The organism is Nocardiopsis chromatogenes YIM 90109, from assembly GCF_000341185.1.
Taxonomy (GTDB): Bacteria; Actinomycetota; Actinomycetes; order Streptosporangiales; family Streptosporangiaceae; genus Nocardiopsis_A; species Nocardiopsis_A chromatogenes.
The window spans coordinates 33823-50386 of sequence record NZ_ANBH01000246.1; the positions used below are offsets into that span (position 1 = coordinate 33823).

Below are 16564 nucleotides of genomic sequence, written 5' to 3' on the forward strand. Positions count from 1 at the left end.
CATGCCCCTCCCGTTCACCGCGCTGGCCGATCCGACGCGGCGCCGCATCCTCGACCTGCTGCGCCGCCGCCCCCGCCTCGCCGGGGAGATCGGCGAGGCGCTGGGGCTCAGCCAGCCCGGTGCCTCCAAGCACCTGCGGGTGCTGCGCGAGGCCGGGCTGGTGCGGGTGCGGCGGGAGGCGCAGCGCCGGTGGTACGAGCTGGACCCCGCGCCGCTCGCCGAAATGGACGCGTGGCTGTCCCCGTACCGGCGCATGTGGCGGGAGAGCCTGGACGCGCTGGAGCGCCACCTCGACGAGGGGCGCGACGACGAGGAGGAGCCATGACCCCGGATGAACTGACGACCGTCGACGGTCGCCCGGCCCTGCGCATGGAGCGGCGCCTGGCCCACCCCGTCGAGGAGGTGTGGCGGGCGGTCACCGAGCCCGAGCGGCTGAGCCGCTGGTACCCGTTCGCGGTGGTCGCCATGGACCTGCGCGTCGGCGGGGCGATGCGCTTCGACGACGGCGAGGGGACTGTCCTGGACGGGGTGGTCGTCGAGCTCGACCCGCCCCGGCGGTTCGCCTTCAGCGAGCACGCGCCGGAGGAGATGCACCGGGAGAGCGACGACCTGGTCCGTATCGACCTGGAGCCGGACGGCGACGGGTGCCTGCTGGTGTTCACCCACGTCTTCGACGACCGGCCGGGCGCGGCGAGCTACGCCGTGGGCTGGGACCTGTGCCTGCGGATGCTGGGCGCGGTGCTGGACGGGGAGGAGCCGGACTGGCCGACGCCGCCGCAGGGGTCGTTGGAGGAGCGCATCGACGCCCTCGGCCTCGGCGCGGGCCGCGTGGAGGAGGGGCCCGGCGGGGCGGTGCTCACCGTGGAGCGCCAGCTCTCCCGCCCGGCGGAGGAGGTGTGGGCGGAGATCGCCGGGGACGCCGCAGAAGGCGTCGGCCGGGACTCGGCCGGGGTGCCGGAGGGGGTCCGGGTCCCCGGGGTGGCGGCGGGCCGCCGCACCGGGGTGAAGGCGCCGGAGCTGTTCGAGTACGCCTGGACCGTCGACGGCGCCGACGCCGGGCGGGTGCGGTGGGAACTGTCGCCGGGGACCGGCCACGGGGCGCGCCTGGTGCTGACCCAGACCGGCCGCGCGGCCGACCGCGACCGCCTCGCCGCCGCCCTTCCGGCCTGGGAGCGGCGGGTCCGCGAGGTGGGCCGCCGGGTCGCGGGCCTGGAGGCGTGATCACTCCGCCGGCCCGGCGAGGGCCCGCAGCAGCTTGGCCGTCGCGGGGTCGGCGGGGTAGAAGCTCTCGATCGCGATCTCGTCCAGCGTCACGTCGCGGGCCGCCCCGAACACGGTGACCGTGTACAGCAGCGCCAGGTCGCCGTGGTCGGTGGCCACGTGCATGGGGACCGCGATGTCGTCGAGGCGCCCGGGGGCGGGCGCCTCCTCCGTGCCGTCCGGTGCCGGGGCCGGGTAGGCGCTCAGCTCCGCCAGCAGGTCGGCCAGGACCGGGGAGGCGGTGCGGTCGAGCTGGCGGCGCACCCGGCGCAGCACGTGTGCGCGCCACTGGGCCAGGTTGCGGATGCGCGGGGCGAGGCCCTTCGGGTGCAGGGTCGCGCGCAGCATGTTGAGCGGCGGCCCGGCCAGGTCCGGCGGCACCTCCTCCAGGAAGGCCGCCATCGCCGGGTTGGCCGCCAGCAGGTCCCAGTGCGCGTTCACCGCCGCCGCCGGGTTCGGGAACTGGCCGTCGAGAACCGACCGCACCGCGTCGGCGGCCGCTCCCAGGCCGGTGAAGGGGCGCTCGGCGTGCGCCGGGGCGAACCCGGCCGCCAGGTGCAGCGCGTTCCGGTCGCGCAGCGGCACCTCCAGCTCCTCGCACAACCGCTCGACCATCTCCGGGCTCGGGTTGGACCGGCCCGTCTCCAGGCAGCTCAGGTGGCGGGGGGAGACGTCGGCGGCGAGCGCCACGTCCATCTGCGACCGCCGCCGGCGCGTGCGCCAGCGCCGGAGCATCTCCCCGAACGGATCAGTGGTGGCCGTCATGCGCCGAGCCTGGCGCATCCCCGTCCGCGCGGCAATGACCCGGGAGGTCATCGACGGACGGCGCCCGGCGGTCCACGCTCGTCCGCAACGGCGGTGCCACCGGGCGCCGCACCGGCCGGAGGAGGAAGACGTGTTCCTGATCGAGATCGCGCACCCCGAAGGGGCGCTGTCGGACGGAGACCGGGAGATGCTCGCGGCGGAGATCGTCTCGGGGCTGACCGGCGCCGGAGAGGAGGAGGCGCCCGAGGAGACCATGCGGCGGGCCCGGCGCATGACGCACGTCGCGTTCCGCGGGCTCGGCGCCTGGAGGACCGGGGACGGGCCGGTCCCCGACGGGGCGGCCCCGCCGGTGTGGGTGACCGTCACCCTCCCGGAGGCCTGGCGGGACGAGTCGGCGCGGCACAGCATGGGCTGGATCCGCCGCGCCGTCCGGAAGGTGGACCGGGCGCACGGGTGGGAGCGGACCGGTGGCGACCTGTGGATCAACGTGGTCGGGGTCGCCGACGGCTGCATCGGCCTGAACGGAAGGGCCGCCACCGCGGACACGGTGCTGGAGTACATGACCGAGGAGTTCCACGCCGCCATGGAGGAGGGCCGGATCGAGGTCCCCGAGGGCAGACTGCTCGACCCGGTGTGCGGCATGCAGGTGCGCAACGGGCCGCGCGCGCTCACCCTCGAGCACGGCGGCACCCTTTACGGGTTCTGTGCGCAGGGCTGCCTCGACGTCTACGCCAAGCGGAACGGCATCGAGGCCCCGGCGGCCTGAGGGGGTCAGGGCCGGGCGCCGACATGCCGCAGGACCACCGCCGACACCGCGGCCAGGGTCAGCACCAGCGCCGCACCGGTCCACCCGGCCGCGTTCATCCCCGCCATGAACGCCTCCTCGGCCCGTTCCGGCACGCCTCCGGGCGTGCCGTGGGCCGCGGCGGCCGCGTCGGAGAGGCCGGGCGCCCCGGGGCCCATCCGGGCGCTGTAGACGGCGGCGGCGAGGCTGCCCACCAGGGCGATCCCCGCCGCCAGCCCCAGCTCTTGGACGGTCTCCGACAGGGCCGCGGCCGACCCGGCCCGCTCCGGCGGCGCGGCGCCGACCACCAGGTCGGTGCCGAGCGCCGCGATCGCCCCCAGGCCCAGGTAGACCAGGGTGAACGCGGCGACCACCGGGACCGGGCCGCCGCCGGGCGCGGCCGTGCCGAGCAGGATGTAGCCCGCCGAGGAGAGCGCGAGCACCCCGGCGACCACCGTGCCCGGCCGGATCCACCGGGTCAGCACCGGCGCCGCGGTGGAGGAGAGCACCATCGCCAGCGCGGGCGGGCCGAACCACAGCCCGGCCTCGATCGGCGGCATTCCTTCAATGAGCTGCAGGTGGCGCGTGGTCAGCAGCATCGTGCCGCCCACGCCCACCAGCCCGGCCAGCATCATCGCCAACGCCGTGCTGAAGGCGCGGCTCCGGAACAGCGACACGTCCAGCAGCGGGTCGGCCAGGGTGCGCTGGCGGCGCACGAACACGGCGGTGAAGACCGCGCCGACCGCCGCGGCCGCGGCCGCAGCCGGGTCCGGCCCCTCCGCCGCGGCGTGCTTGACCGCGTAGACGACCGGCAGGACGGCGGCCAGGGACAGGGCGACGCTGGCGGGGTCCAGGCGGCCCGCGTCCGGGTCCCGGTACTCGGGCAGCAGCAGCGGCGCCAGGGCGAGCATCACCCCGATGACCGGGACGGCGAGCAGGAACGCCGCACCCCACCAGAAGGACTCCAGCAGCGCGCCGCCGACCAGCGGCCCGGCGGCCATGCCCCCGGCGAAGAACGTCGCCCACAGGCCGATCGCCAGCGCCCGCTGCCGCGGGGCGGCGAACATGGTGCTGATCAGCGCCAGGGTGGAGGGCATGAGGGTGGCCCCGGCGACGCCCAGAGCGGCGCGGGCGGCGATCAGCGCCTCGGGGGTGGGGGCGTAGGCGGCCGGGACGGACGCGGCAACGAACGCCGCGCCTCCGACCATCAGCAGCCGCCGCCGCCCGATCCGGTCGCCGAGCGTGCCCATGGTGACCAGGAACCCGGCGATCATGAAGCCGTAGGCGTCCATGATCCACAGTTCCTGGGCGGCGCTGGGGCGCAGGTCCGCCGCCAGCGACGGCAGGGCCAGGTGCAGCACGGTCAGGTCCAGTCCGAGCAGGACCGTGGGCAGGGCGAGCACGGCCAGGCCCGCCCATGCGGCGGGTCCGGCCCGGCCGTCGCGGGGCCGGGAGGTCGTTCGGAGCACGGTGGTCCCTTCGTCGGCACACGCCATCGGGGCGTGTGGGCGGTGGCGGGCCACCACCTTCGGAGGGGCCGCGCACGCTCGGCGCACGGCGCACGCACGGCGCACGCACGGAGCCCGCGCCACGCGCACGCGGAGCGGGACTCAGTAGGTTGGGGGCATGCGATTCGGGGTGCTCGGGCCGCTGGCCGTATGGCGGGACGACGGCGGGCCGGTCGCCGTTCCCGAAGGGAAGGTCCGGGCCCTTCTGGCCGACCTGCTCGTGCACGGCGGGCGCCCCGTCTCCGCCGACCGGCTCGTGGAGGACCTGTGGCCCGAGCACGCCCCGGGCCGCCCCCTCAACACCCTGCAGACCAAGGTCTCCCAGCTCAGGAAGGCCATCGGCGCCGACCGGGTGCTGCTCTCGCCCGCCGGGTACCGGCTCCGGGTCGACGGGGGCGAGGTCGACGCGGACCGGTTCGAGCGCGCCGCCGCGGCCGGAGGGGCAGGGGCGCTCGCCGGGGCACTGGGGCTGTGGCGGGGCCCGGCCTACGCCGAGTTCGCCGAGGCGCCTTTCGCCCGGGAGGAGGCCGCCCGGTTGGAGGAGCTGCGGCTGTCGGCGGTGGAGGCGCTGGCCGAGGCGCGGGCGGATTCCGGCGGCGCCGCGGCGATGGCCGCCGAGCTGGGGGCGCTGGCCCGTGCGCACCCGCTGCGCGAGCGCCTGCACGGTCTGCACATGCTGGCCCTGTACCAGGCGGGACGGCAGGGCGAGGCGCTGGAGGCCTACGAAGGGCTTCGGCGCAGGCTCCGGGACGAGCTGGGCGTCGACCCGGGCCCGGCGGTCGCCGGGGTGCACGCCCGTCTGCTGCGGGGCCGGGTCCCGGCCCGGGAAGAGCGTCCCCGGGACGGCCTGCCGTGCCCGCCCACCGCGCTGATCGGGCGGGAGGAGGACGCCGCGCGGGTCCGTGCGGCGCTGCGCGCTCCGGACGCCGGGGGACCGGTGACGGTGACCGGTCCCGGGGGCGTGGGCAAGACCCGCCTCGCACTCGACGTGGCGCGGTCCTCCGCCGGAGACTTCCCCGACGGCGTGTGGGTGGTCGAGCTGGCCGGGCTGGACCGTGCGTCGTCCGCGTCCGACGTCGCCGAGCGCGTGGTCACCGCCCTGGGGCTGTGCGACGGGGCGGCCGACGAGGACGTGGACGACCTGGCGCAGTGGTGCCGCGGAGCCCTCGACGGCCGGCGCTGCCTCGTGGTCCTGGACAACTGCGAACACGTGCTCGACGCGGTCGCCGACCTGGTGGCGGCGGTGTCGGCGGCCGACGGGGTGCGGACGGTGGTGACCGCCCAGGAGGCCCTGGGCATCCCGGGAGAGACGGTGCTTCCGCTGGCGCCGCTGCCGGACGCGGACGCGGTACGGCTGTTCGCCGAGCGCGCCCGCGCCGCCGAGCCGGGGTTCGCGGTGACCGCGCACAACGCGCAGGACGTCGCCGCGATCTGCCGACGCCTGGACGGCATCCCGCTCGCCATCGAGCTGGTCGCCGCCCGGATGCGGTCGCTCACCCCCGCCGAGGCCGCCGCCGGGCTCGACGACCGCTTCGCGCTGCCGACCGGTCCCGGCCGCGGGCGCCCCTCCCGGCAGCGCACGCTGCGGTCGATGATCGACTGGAGCTGGGGACTGCTGGACGGCGGCGAGCGCGCGGTGCTGCGCCGCCTGGCCGTGCACCGCGACGGCTGGACGGCGGACGCGGCCCGCGCCGTGTGCACCGGCGCCCCGGGGCCGACGGCCGCCTCCGGCGTGCTCGGCGTCCTCGCCTGCCTGGTCGACCGGTCGCTGGTGGTGCGCGAGGGCGGGCGGTACCGGCTGCTGGAGTCGGTCGCGGCCTACTGCGCGGACCGGCTGGAGGAGGCCGGGGAGACCGGGGAGGTGCGCCGCCGGTTCACCGCCTTCCACGTGGAGCACGCCGAGCGGGCCGGAGCGGAGCTGTGCGGGGACCGGCAGCGCGGGGCCCTGGAGGAGCTGGACGCCGAGACGGTGAACAAGCGCGCTGCGCTGGAGGCGGCCGTGCGCGCCGAGGACGCGGAGGGCGCGCTGCGCCTGGCCGCGGCGCTGGCCTGGTTCTGGCGGCTGCGCAACCGCGCGGGGGAGGCGCGGCGCTCGCTCGACGCCGCACTGGCCGTGCCCGGCGGCCCGCCCGCGGTGCGGCGCCGGGCCGAGGCCTGGCGGGCGGCGTTCGACGGGCGCGTCCCCTCCGGCGGCTCCGCCGACCCGGGCACCCGGGCGCGCCTGCTGTGGTGCGCGCGGATGTCGGGCGCCCCCGGCGGGGCGGTCGCCGAGCGCATCGAGGAGGTCCGGGCCCGGGCCGCGGGGGCGGACGACCGCTGGGCCCGGGCCGCGGTGCTCGTGCTCCGGGCCGAGTGCGGGGGCTCCGGCGGCGCGGACGCCGAGTGCGGCGCGGCGCTCTTCGGTGCGCTGGGGGACCGGTGGGGGCGGCTGCGCGCGCACATGGCGCTGGCACGGGCGGGCGGCGCCGACGGACCGCTGGCCGGGGACCTGCCCGCGGCCGAGGAGCTGGGCCTGTGGGGCGAGGCGGTCGAGGCGCTGCTGCTCCTGGGGCGGATCGCGGACGAGCGGGGCGACGCGGACGGGGCGCGGGGGCGGTACGGGCGCGCCCTGCGCATCGCCGAGGAGCACTCCTACGGGCGCGGTGCGGTCGGGGCCCGCGCCCGGCTGGAGGGGGGCCGACGCCGGTCGCGCCTTGAGGCGTCTTTGGACTCGGTTGAATAGACCAATTCGCGTCCGAGTGGAGGGAACGCCTGCACAGTAGGCGTTTGACGCCTCCAGGCGGCGCGCGGTCTTTTTTGACTTACTCCAGAAAAGGGGTGAGACTCCGAGACATGTCGACGCCCTCGGACTTCGAGCACATGCTCCGCGAGTCCGCGCTCCGGGTGACGGGTCCCCGGGTCGCGGTCCTGTCCGCCGTGCACGACAACCCGCACGCCGACACCGAGTCGATCATCGGTGCCGTGCGCGCGTCCCTCGGGGCCGTCTCCCACCAGGCCGTCTACGACGTGCTCAAGGCGCTCACGGAGGCCGGGCTGGTGCGGCGCATCCAGCCCCGGGGCTCGGTCGCCCGGTACGAGACGCGGGTGGGGGACAACCACCACCACGTCGTGTGCCGGTCGTGCGGCGCCATCGCCGACGTCGACTGCGCCGTCGGACACGCCCCGTGCCTGACCGCCTCGGACAACGGCGGCTTCACGATCGACGAGGCCGAGGTCGTCTACTGGGGGGTCTGCTCCGAATGCCAGGGTGAGGGCGGCGCGTGAGCCCGACCGCCCGCCAGGGGCACACCGCCCACGACCCGACCGTCCGATCCACCTCTTCCTCCCCAGCCTCGGAAGGATGACCATGACCGAAAGCACCGACGCCGCCACCGGCGGCTGTCCCGTCGCGCACGGCGGCCGCGCCCCCTACCCCACGCAGGGCGACGCCAACCGCGGCTGGTGGCCCAACCGGCTCAACCTCAAGATCCTCGCCAAGAACCAGCCCGTCTCCGACCCGATGGGCGACGGCTTCGACTACGCCGCCGAGTTCACCTCCCTCGACCTGGACGCGGTCAAGCGGGACATCGCCGAGGTGCTGACCACCTCGCAGGACTGGTGGCCCGCCGACTTCGGCCACTACGGCCCGCTGATCATTCGGATGGCCTGGCACTCGGCCGGGACCTACCGGACCTTCGACGGCCGCGGCGGAGGCGGCACCGGCCAGCAGCGGTTCGCCCCGCTGAACAGCTGGCCCGACAACGGCAATCTGGACAAGGCCCGCCGCCTGCTCTGGCCGGTCAAGAAGAAGTACGGCCGCAAGATCTCCTGGGCCGACCTGATGATCCTGTCGGGCAACGTGGCGCTGGAGTCGATGGGCCTGAAGACCTTCGGCTTCGCCGGGGGCCGGGTGGACGCCTGGGAGCCCGACGACGACGTCTACTGGGGCCCGGAGACCGGCTGGCTCGACGACGAGCGCTACAGCGGCGACCGCGACCTGGAGAAGCCGCTGGCCGCGGTCCAGATGGGCCTGATCTACGTCAACCCGGAGGGGCCGAACGGCAACCCGGACCCGCTGGCCGCCGCCCGCGACATCCGCGACACCTTCGGCCGGATGGCGATGAACGACGAGGAGACCGTCGCCCTCATCGCCGGCGGCCACACCTTCGGCAAGACCCACGGCGCGGCCCCGGACAGCAACCTGGGCCCCGAGCCCGAGGCGGCCCCGCTGGAGGCCCAGGGCCTGGGCTGGCAGAACGCCCACGGCACCGGCAAGGGCGGCGACGCCATCACCAGCGGCCTGGAGGTCACCTGGACCACCACGCCCACCAAGTGGAGCAACGGGTTCTGGGAGAACCTCTTCGGCTACGAGTGGGAGAAGTACCAGGGCCCCGGCGGCGCCTGGCAGTGGCGGCCGAAGGACGGCGCGGGCGAGGGCACCGTCCCGGACGCGCACGACGCGTCCAAGAAGCACGCCCCGACCATGCTCACCACCGACCTGGCGCTGCGCTTCGACCCGGTCTATGAGCCGATCTCCCGGCGGTTCATGGAGAACCCGGAGGAGTTCGCCGACGCCTTCGCCCGCGCGTGGTTCAAGCTGACCCACCGCGACATGGGCCCGGTCGTGCGCTACCTCGGCCCGGAGGTCCCCTCCGAGGAGCTGATCTGGCAGGACCCGATCCCGGCTCCGGAGTTCGAGCAGATCGGCGCCGCCGAGGTCGCCGACCTCAAGGAGCGCATCCGCGCGTCCGGCCTGACCGTGCAGCAGCTCGTGTCCACGGCCTGGGCCGCGGCCTCCACCTACCGCGGCAGCGACATGCGGGGCGGCGCCAACGGCGGGCGCCTCCCCCCNTGGGAGGTCAACGAGCCCGCGAAGCTGGCCCCGGTGCTGCGCACCCTGGAGGGCATCCAGGAGGCCTTCAACTCCGGCCGCACCGACGGCAAGGGCGTCTCCTTCGCCGACCTGGTGGTGCTCGGCGGCGTCGTCGGCGTCGAGGAGGCCGCCAAGAAGGCCGGGTTCGACGTCGAGGTGCCGTTCACCCCGGGCCGCGGCGACGCCACCCAGGAGAAGACGGACGTGGAGTCCTTCTCCTACCTGGAGCCGCACTCCGACGGGTTCCGCAACTACCTGGGCAAGGGCCACCCCCTGCCGGCCGAGTACCAGCTGATCGACCGGGCCAACCTGCTCACGCTGAGCGCCCCGGAGATGACGGTGCTCGTCGGCGGCCTGCGGGTGCTGGGCGCCAACTTCCAGGACTCGGCGATGGGCGTGTTCACCGACGAGCCGGGCACGCTGACCAACGACTTCTTCGTGAACCTGCTCGACCTGGGCCACACGTGGAAGCCGGTCGACGAGTCCTCGGAGACCTTCGAGTGCCGCAGCGACGCCACCGGCGAGGTGCTGTGGACCGGCAGCCGGGTCGACCTGCTGTTCGGCTCCAACTCCGAGCTGCGCGCCGTCGCCGAGGTCTACGCGGCCGACGACGCGAAGGAGAAGTTCGTCGAGGACTTCGTCGCCGCCTGGGACAAGGTCATGAACCTGGACCGGTTCGACCTGGTCTGATCCCTGTGCGATGAACGAGGGCCGGTCCGGGCGCACGCCCGGGCCGGCCCTTCGTCATGCGTGCGCGCCCGTGCTCAGGCGGGGGCGCACTCGTACTTCGAGTAGCGGCGCTCCAGCAGGACCGTGTCGCGCCACCGCCCGTCCAGGCGGGCGACGCGCTCCCGGACGCCGACGGTCCGGAACCCGGCCGAGCGGTGCAGGGCCAGGCTCGCCTGGTTCTCGGGGAAGACCGACGTCTGCAGCGTCCACAGCCCCTCGTCCGCGTCGGCCTCGGTGACCTGGCGGTGGATGAGCGCCTTGCCGACGCCGCGCCCGCGGAAGGCGTCCCCGACGTACATCGACGTCTCGGCCACCCCGGAGTAGGCCGCCCGGGCCGACGTCGGCGCCGCCGCGGCCCACCCCGCGACCTTGCCGTCCGCCTCGGCCACCCACCGGTGCCCCGCCAGCCACTTCGCGTCCAGTTCCTCAGCGGTGGGCACCTCGGTCTCGAAGGTGGCGTTGCGGGTGGCGATGCCCTCGCCGTAGATCCGCCGCACCTCCTCCATGTCGCCGGGCTCCATCGCCCGCACCGCCACGTCGGCGGGCAGGTCGGTGGGGCAGCAGGGGCGTGCGGAGAGCAGCCCCATCACGGCGTCGGCGGCGTGCGGCAGGCCGGTGCAGCAGGCCGGGTTGACCGCCACCCGGGTGGAGGTGCCCTCCCGGGTCAGCACCACGAACCCGGCGTCGGCCAGCCTGCGCAGGTGGTGGGAGACGGTGGGCTGGCCGATGCCCAGCTCGGCCGCCAGTTCGCCGACCCCGGTGCCGCCCGGCCGGGTGGCCACCGTGTGCAGCAGGCGGACCCGGGTGGGCTCGGCCAGGCAGGCGAACCAGGAGGCGTAGGTCGCGGCGTCGGCGGGGTCCAGGGGCGGGGGCGCGGGGTCGGTCGTCAGTGCCATGCGTCCATTATCGACCACCGTCGATGGTTGCGTCCATCGATCTTCATCGATAAAGTCCGATTCAATCGACAGGCATCGATGAAAGGTGGCGGTGATGGCGGACCATGCCGAGGGGCTCCCGGTCGCCGTGGTCGGAGCCGGGCCGGTGGGCCTGGCCGCGGCGGCGGAGCTGGCCGAGCGGGACGTGCCGGTCGTCGTGCTGGAGAAGGGCGGGCGGGCCGGTGCGGCGGTCGCCGAGTGGGGCCATGTGCGGCTCTTCTCGACCTGGCGCGACCTCGTCGCCCCGGCGGCCGGGAAGCTGCTCGCGGGCACCGGGTGGGACCGCCCGGACGAGGGCGCCTACCCGACGGGGGCCGACTGGGTCCGGGACTACCTCGAACCGCTGGCCGCCGCGCTGGGGGAGCGGGTGCGGTTCGGTACCGAGGTGGTCGGGGTGGGCCGCCGCGGCCGCGACCGGGTCGTGGACTCCGGCCGCGCCACCGAGCCGTTCACCGTGCGCGTGCGCACGGCCGACGGAGCCGAGGAGCGCATCCTCGCCCGCGCGGTCATCGACGCCTCGGGCACGTGGGGCGCCCCGAACCCGCTGGGCGCCGACGGGCTGCCCGCGCTCGGCGAGGCCGCGGCGGCCGACCGCATCTCCTACCGGGTCCCCGACCCGGCCGGGGCGGCCGAGCGGGAACGGTACGAGGGGCGGCGCACGGCCGTGGTCGGCAGCGGGCACTCGGCGCTGACCGCCCTGGTGCTCCTGGCCGAGGCGGCCGAGCGCGACCCGGCCACCCGCGCGGTGTGGGTGCTGCGCCGGGGAGAGGTCGGCGACGCCTTCGGCGGGGGCGCCGACGACCGGCTGGCCGCCCGGGGGGCGCTCGGGAAGCGGGCCCAGGAGGCGGTGGCCTCCGGTCACATCACCGTGGCCGCCGGCTTCCGGACCGCCGGGGTCCGCACGGGTGCGGCCGGGGCCGTGCTGGTCGCCGAGGACGGCCGCGAGCTGGACCCGGTCGACGAGGTCGCCGTGCTCACCGGGTTCCGGCCCGACCTGTCGTTCCTGTCGGAGGTCCGGCTGGGACTGGACGCGACCCTGCAGGCGCCCGCGGAGCTGGCCCCGCTCATCGACCCGAACGTCCACTCCTGCGGCACCGTCTACCCGCACGGCGCCCGGGAGCTGTCCCACCCGGAGCCGGGCTTCTACCTGGCCGGGATGAAGTCCTACGGGCGGGCGCCGACGTTCCTCGCGCTGACCGGGTTCGAGCAGGTGCGCAGCATCGCCGCCGAGATCGCGGGCGACCGCGAGGCGGCGGAGCGGGTGGAGCTGGTGCTGCCGGAGACGGGCGTGTGCCAGGGCTCGGGCCTGCCCGGCGCCGAGGAGGCCGCCCAAGAGGAGGCCACCGGGGGCGGGTGCTGCGGCCCCGCCGCGGGCCCGCAGCCGGTGGAGGCGGACCTGCCGGTCCCGACCGGGCGGCGGTGAGCGGGCGGACCGGGGCGGCGGGCCGCGCGACGGCGCCCGCCGCCCCGCTCCGTTCCCGGGCGCCGCTGATCGCCCTGTGCGTGACCGTGACGACCAGCTACGGGGTGCTGTTCTACGCCTTCCCCGTGCTGGCGCCCGCGATCGGCGCCGACACCGGGTGGCCGCTGTCGGCCACGACGGCGGCCTTCTCGGCCGCCCAAGTGGTCGCCGGGCTCGGCGGGATCGCGGTCGGGCGGTGGCTGGAGCGGGCCGGTCCCCGGCCGGTCATGACGGCCGCCGCCGTCGCGGCCGTGCCCGCCGTCGCCGCCGTCGCCCTGGCCCCGGCTCTGTGGGTGTTCTTCCTGGCCTGGGCGGCCGCCGGGGCGGCGATGGCGGGCCTGTTCTACCCGCCCGCGTTCGCCGCCCTCACCCGCTGGTACGGGGGCCGGCGGGTGCGGGCGCTGACCGCGCTGACCCTCGTCGCGGGCCTGGCGAGCACGGTCTTCGCCCCGGTGGCGGCCGCCCTGGAGCAGGCCTTCGGGTGGCGGGGCGCCTAACTCGCCCTGGCGGGGGTCCTCGCGCTGGTCGTCGTACCGCTGCACGCCTTCGCCCTGACCCCGCCGTGGCCGCGCGGAAGCGGACGGACGGGCGGGGGCGGCCCGCGCCGGACGGACGGCGGGACCGGCCCCGTCCTGCGGAGCCGGTCCTTCCTCGCCCTGGGCGCGGCTCTGGCGCTCGGCGCGTTCGGGGTCTACGCGGCCATGGTGAACCTGGTGCCGCTGCTGGAGGGGCGCGGGTACGGCACGGCCGCGGCGGCGTGGCTCCTCGGCGTGGGCGGCATCGGCCAAGTGCTCGGAAGGCTCGCCTATGCGCCCTTGGAGCGCCGGACCGCGCCGGTGGCCCGGTCGGTCGCCGTGCTCGCCGTCTGCGCCGCCACCACCGGCCTGTTCGCCCTGGTCTCCGGGCCGACCGCGCTGCTCGCGGCGATCGCGCTGACGGCCGGGGCGGCGCGGGGCGTGCTGACCCTGCTCCAGGCCACGGCGGTGGCCGACCGGTGGGGCACCGAGCGCTACGCCGTACTCAACGGGGTCCTGCACACCCCGGTCATGCTGGCCGTCGCGCTGGCCCCGTGGGCCGGGGCGGCGCTGGCCGTACCCCTGGGCGGCTACCCCGCCATGTTCGCCGCCGTCGCCGGAGTCGGCGCGCTGGGCGCGGCCGCGGCGGCGGCGACCGGCCCGCGAGGCCGCGCGGCGCGCGCCTGACCCGCCCCGCCCTTCCCTCATTCGCATCCTTCGTTTCCCGAGGAGCTTCGATGACCCGTGTCCCCCTGCTGATCATCGGCGCCGGCCAGGCCGGACTCGCCACGGCCCGGGCGGGGCGTGGCCGCACTATGACGACAGCCTGACCCTGTTCTCCCCGGCACGGTTCTCCCCACTGCCGGGGCGCCCTTTTCCCGGGGAGCCCGACCACTACCCGCTGCGCGACGAGGTCGTGGGCTACCTGCGCGCCTACGCCGAGGACCTGGAGGCCGACATCCGCTGCGGCCGGGCCGTCACCGCGCTGGAGCCCACCGGCGACGGCCTGGCGGCGGCCACCGCCGCAGGGGAGCGCTCCGTGCGGCCATCGCGGCGACCGGCGCCTTCGGCCGCCCCCGCCGTCCGGACCTGCCCGGCCTCGACGGCTTCACCGGGGCCGTGCTGCGCACCGCCGACCACCGGTCGCCCCGGCCGTTCGCCGGGCAGCGGATCGTGGTCGTGGGCGGCGGCAACTCCGGGGTGCAGATCGCCGCCGAGCTGGCCCGTACCGCCCGGGTGACCCTGGCGACCCGGGCGCCCGTGGCCTGGGCGTCCCAGCGACCGCTGGGGCGCGACATCCACTGGTGGTTCGTCCGCAGCGGCCTGGACGCCGCGCCCCTGCGGCGCGTGTGGGAGAAGGGGCCGACACAGGTGAACGACGACGGCCGCTACCGCGCCGCGTTCGCCACCGGCAACCCCGACCGGCGCGCGGTGTTCGACCGCCTGGAGGGGGACAAGGCGGTATGGGCCGACGGCGAGGTCGAGCGGATCGACACCGTCCTCCTGGCCACCGGCTACCGCCCCGCCCTGGACTACCTGGAGGGGACCGGCGCGCTGGCGGCCGACGGGACGCCGCTGCACCGTGGCGGGGTCTCCACCGCGGTGCCGGGGCTGGGGGACGTGGGCCTGGAGTTCCAGCGCAGCTTCTCCTCGGCCACCCTGCGCAGGGTGGGCCGTGACGCCCGCTCCGTGCTGCGGCGGCTCGGCGTGCGGTGACCGGTGGCGGTCGCGGTGTCAGGAGGCGGCGGCCCCGGTCGGTGAGGGGAAGAACCGGCGCGCCCACAGGGACACGTACACCAGCCCGACCAGGACGGGCACCTCGATGAGCGGGCCCACGACCCCGGCCAGGGCCTGGCCCGAGGCCACGCCGAACACGCCGATCGCCACCGCGATCGCCAGCTCGAAGTTGTTGCCCGCGGCGGTGAAGGCCAAGGTGGCCGAGCGGTCGTAGGCCAGCCCGACCGCGCGGCCGAACACCATGGACACGCCCCACATGAGCACGAAGTAGACCAGCAGCGGCACCGCGATGCGGGCCACGTCCAGCGGGGCCGAGGTGATGGCCTCGCCCTGCAGGGCGAAGAGCATCACGATGGTGAACAGCAGCCCGTACAGGGCCAGCGGGCCGACGCGGGGCAGGAACCGGTCCTCGTACCAGGCGCGGCCCTTGGCGCGCTCGCCGAAGGTGCGGGTGAGGTACCCGGCCAGTAGCGGGACGCCGAGGAAGACGAGCACCATGGCGGCGATCTCCCAGCCGGAGACGTCGATGCCGCTGGTGGGCAGGCCGAGCCATCCGGGAAGGACCGACAGGTAGAACCAGCCGAGCACACCGAAGGCCAGCACCTGGAACACCGAGTTGAGGGCCACCAGGACGGCGGCGGCCTCGCGGTCGCCGCAGGCCAGGTCGTTCCAGATGACGACCATGGCGATGCAGCGGGCCAGTCCGACGATGATCAGGCCGGTGCGGAACTCGGGCAGGTCCGGCAGCAGGAGCCAGGCCAGGGCGAACATCAGGGCCGGGCCGATCACCCAGTTGAGCACGATGGAGGAGGCGAGCAGGCGCCTGTCGCCGGTGACCGAGCCGAGCCGGTCGTAGCGGACCTTGGCCAGGACGGGGTACATCATGACCAGGAGGCCCAGGGCGATGGGCACCGAGATGCCCTGGACCTTGACCGCGTCCAGGGCGCCCTGCAGGCCCGGCACCCAGCGGCCGAGGAGGAGCCCGGCGGCCATGGCCAGGCCGATCCAGAGCGGAAGGAACCGGTCGAGCGTGGACAGCCGCGCCGCCTCGGGCGCAGGGGCCGGGGCCTGCGGCGCGGGCGTGTGGGCCTCGGGGCGGGCCATGGCGTCTCCTCCGGGAACGGTGCGGTGCGGGTTCGCCAGGCCACGATACATCGACGTAGGCTGATATCAACTCGGGTCGATGGATTCGGCCCGTGCGACCGCGACGTCCCACAGAGAGGGCAGCACCGTGTCGGACACCCCTAGCGTCCTTTTCGTCTGCGTGCACAACGCCGGGCGCTCCCAGATGGCGGCCGGACTGCTGGCCCACCTCGCGGGCGACCGCGTCGAGGTGCGGTCCGCGGGCTCCGAACCGGCCGAGGCCGTCAACCCCGCCGCCGTCGAGGCCATGGCCGAAGTCGGCATCGACATCACCGCCGAGCGGCCCAAGGTCCTCACCCCGGGCGCGGTCCAGGCCAGCGATGTGGTGATCACCATGGGGTGCGGGGACGCCTGCCCCGTCTTCCCCGGCAAGCGCTACCTCGACTGGAAGCTCGACGACCCGGCCGGGCAGCCGGTGGAGGCGGTGCGCAGGGTGCGCGACGACATCCGCGCGCGGGTCGAGACCCTGATGGCCGAACTGGGGGTGGCCGGGGAGGACGGCGCTCAGCAGGGGCGGTAACGCCCCTGGGCCCCCTCCGCGCGGGCGGCGAGGTCGCTCAGCTCCCCGGCCAGGGCGGCGACGGCCTCGGCGCGCAGCCGGTAGTAGGTGTAGCGCCCGCGCGGCTCCGTCTCCACGAGCCCCGCCTCGCGCAGGATCTTCAGGTGGTGGCTGACGGTCGGCTGCCGGGCGCCGGTCTCCTCGATGAGGTGGCAGGTGCACAGCTGCTCGTCGGCGAGTAGCGCCACGATCCGCGCCCGCAGCGGGTCCCCGAGCAGGGCGGTGGCCCGTTCTCCGAGGGGCGCGCCGGAAGAGATCAGCATGGACTGATGCCACCATGCCGCCGGGGCGCCGTCAACCGCGCCCCGGCGGACG

Annotated in this window: 14 protein-coding genes and 1 pseudogene; 10 read left to right on the top strand and 5 right to left on the bottom strand. The window is 75.9% G+C overall.

The features are described 5' to 3' along the window. The first annotated feature begins 1 nt into the window (after position 1). Entirely contained in the window at positions 2 to 325 is a 324-nt protein-coding gene (locus D476_RS0122610; RefSeq protein WP_017626197.1) for an ArsR/SmtB family transcription factor, read from the top strand. Continuing rightward, the gene (locus D476_RS0122615) at positions 322 to 1221 is read left to right on the top strand and encodes an SRPBCC family protein (protein WP_017626198.1); all 900 of its coding nucleotides are present in this window, start codon (positions 322 to 324) and stop codon (positions 1219 to 1221) included. Before D476_RS0122610 ends, D476_RS0122615 begins: the two co-directional genes overlap by 4 nt. Here the strand turns inward: D476_RS0122615 and D476_RS0122620 are convergent, their stop codons facing one another. Next, entirely contained in the window at positions 1222 to 2025 is an 804-nt protein-coding gene (locus D476_RS0122620; RefSeq protein ID WP_017626199.1) for a helix-turn-helix domain-containing protein, read from the bottom strand. A gap of 130 nt (positions 2026 to 2155) precedes the next feature. Here D476_RS0122620 and D476_RS0122625 point away from each other — a divergent pair, with 130 nt between their 5' ends. Further along, on the top strand, positions 2156 to 2791 hold the full coding sequence (locus D476_RS0122625) for a YHS domain-containing protein (protein ID WP_017626200.1): 636 nt from the start codon (positions 2156 to 2158) through the stop codon (positions 2789 to 2791). A 5-nt stretch (positions 2792 to 2796) separates the two neighbouring features. On the opposite strand, the gene D476_RS0122630 is transcribed toward D476_RS0122625, so the two are convergent. Next, entirely contained in the window at positions 2797 to 4305 is a 1509-nt protein-coding gene (locus tag D476_RS0122630; protein ID WP_017626201.1) for an MFS transporter, read from the bottom strand. Between the two features lie 130 nt (positions 4306 to 4435). Between D476_RS0122630 and D476_RS34210 the strand changes: the two genes are divergently transcribed. The 3 genes from D476_RS34210 to katG all read left to right on the top strand — a co-directional run bounded on the left by D476_RS34210 (position 4436) and on the right by katG (position 9859). Beyond that, positions 4436 to 7039 carry a BTAD domain-containing putative transcriptional regulator gene (locus D476_RS34210; RefSeq protein WP_017626202.1) on the top strand — a complete coding sequence of 868 codons (2604 nt, stop codon included), beginning with the start codon at positions 4436 to 4438 and terminating at the stop codon, positions 7037 to 7039. A gap of 110 nt (positions 7040 to 7149) precedes the next feature. Then, a complete protein-coding gene (locus D476_RS0122640; protein WP_017626203.1) occupies positions 7150 to 7581 on the top strand; it encodes a Fur family transcriptional regulator in 432 nt (143 codons plus the stop codon). An 82-nt stretch (positions 7582 to 7663) separates the two neighbouring features. Beyond that, entirely contained in the window at positions 7664 to 9859 is a 2196-nt protein-coding gene (gene katG / locus D476_RS0122645) for a catalase/peroxidase HPI (RefSeq protein ID WP_017626204.1), read from the top strand. A gap of 74 nt (positions 9860 to 9933) precedes the next feature. Here katG and D476_RS0122650 read toward each other — a convergent pair whose 3' ends face one another. Further along, positions 9934 to 10794, bottom strand: coding sequence for a helix-turn-helix domain-containing GNAT family N-acetyltransferase (locus D476_RS0122650; RefSeq protein ID WP_017626205.1), 861 nt, complete (start codon positions 10792 to 10794; stop codon positions 9934 to 9936). A gap of 94 nt (positions 10795 to 10888) precedes the next feature. On the opposite strand from D476_RS0122650, the gene D476_RS0122655 reads away from it, so the two are divergent. The 3 genes and pseudogenes from D476_RS0122655 to D476_RS39335 all read left to right on the top strand — a co-directional run bounded on the left by D476_RS0122655 (position 10889) and on the right by D476_RS39335 (position 14526). Next, positions 10889 to 12256 (top strand): NAD(P)-binding domain-containing protein, encoded by a 1368-nt coding sequence (locus tag D476_RS0122655; RefSeq protein ID WP_017626206.1) that lies wholly within the window; start codon positions 10889 to 10891, stop codon positions 12254 to 12256. A gap of 125 nt (positions 12257 to 12381) precedes the next feature. Then, a pseudogene (locus D476_RS39955) lies at positions 12382 to 13497 on the top strand (MFS transporter). A gap of 402 nt (positions 13498 to 13899) precedes the next feature. Next, positions 13900 to 14526 carry an NAD(P)-binding domain-containing protein gene (locus D476_RS39335; protein WP_239648802.1) on the top strand — a complete coding sequence of 209 codons (627 nt, stop codon included), beginning with the start codon at positions 13900 to 13902 and terminating at the stop codon, positions 14524 to 14526. 18 nt (positions 14527 to 14544) lie between these two features. Here the strand turns inward: D476_RS39335 and arsB are convergent, their stop codons facing one another. Next, entirely contained in the window at positions 14545 to 15651 is a 1107-nt protein-coding gene (gene arsB / locus D476_RS0122670) for an ACR3 family arsenite efflux transporter (protein WP_017626211.1), read from the bottom strand. 127 nt (positions 15652 to 15778) lie between these two features. Between arsB and D476_RS0122675 the strand changes: the two genes are divergently transcribed. Then, positions 15779 to 16210 carry an arsenate reductase ArsC gene (locus tag D476_RS0122675; protein ID WP_026123764.1) on the top strand — a complete coding sequence of 144 codons (432 nt, stop codon included), beginning with the start codon at positions 15779 to 15781 and terminating at the stop codon, positions 16208 to 16210. On the opposite strand, the gene D476_RS0122680 is transcribed toward D476_RS0122675, so the two are convergent. Continuing rightward, positions 16195 to 16512, bottom strand: a complete 318-nt coding sequence (locus D476_RS0122680; protein ID WP_017626213.1) for an ArsR/SmtB family transcription factor — start codon at positions 16510 to 16512, stop codon at positions 16195 to 16197. The genes D476_RS0122675 and D476_RS0122680 overlap by 16 nt on opposite strands. Between the last annotated feature and the right edge of the window lie 52 nt (positions 16513 to 16564).

Bases quoted from the DNA above. Each gene is read 5' to 3' on its own strand.
- D476_RS0122610 (WP_017626197.1), top strand. From the start codon at position 2: ATGCCCCTCCCGTTCACCGCGCTGGCCGATCCGACGCGGCGCCGCATC.
- D476_RS0122680 (WP_017626213.1), bottom strand. From the start codon at position 16,512: ATGCTGATCTCTTCCGGCGCGCCCCTCGGAGAACGGGCCACCGCCCTG.
- D476_RS0122615 (WP_017626198.1), top strand. From the start codon at position 322: ATGACCCCGGATGAACTGACGACCGTCGACGGTCGCCCGGCCCTGCGC.
- arsB (WP_017626211.1), bottom strand. From the start codon at position 15,651: ATGGCCCGCCCCGAGGCCCACACGCCCGCGCCGCAGGCCCCGGCCCCT.
- D476_RS0122620 (WP_017626199.1), bottom strand. From the start codon at position 2,025: ATGACGGCCACCACTGATCCGTTCGGGGAGATGCTCCGGCGCTGGCGC.
- D476_RS34210 (WP_017626202.1), top strand. From the start codon at position 4,436: ATGCGATTCGGGGTGCTCGGGCCGCTGGCCGTATGGCGGGACGACGGC.
- D476_RS0122655 (WP_017626206.1), top strand. From the start codon at position 10,889: ATGGCGGACCATGCCGAGGGGCTCCCGGTCGCCGTGGTCGGAGCCGGG.
- D476_RS0122650 (WP_017626205.1), bottom strand. From the start codon at position 10,794: ATGGCACTGACGACCGACCCCGCGCCCCCGCCCCTGGACCCCGCCGAC.
- D476_RS0122630 (WP_017626201.1), bottom strand. From the start codon at position 4,305: ATGGCGTGTGCCGACGAAGGGACCACCGTGCTCCGAACGACCTCCCGG.
- D476_RS0122640 (WP_017626203.1), top strand. From the start codon at position 7,150: ATGTCGACGCCCTCGGACTTCGAGCACATGCTCCGCGAGTCCGCGCTC.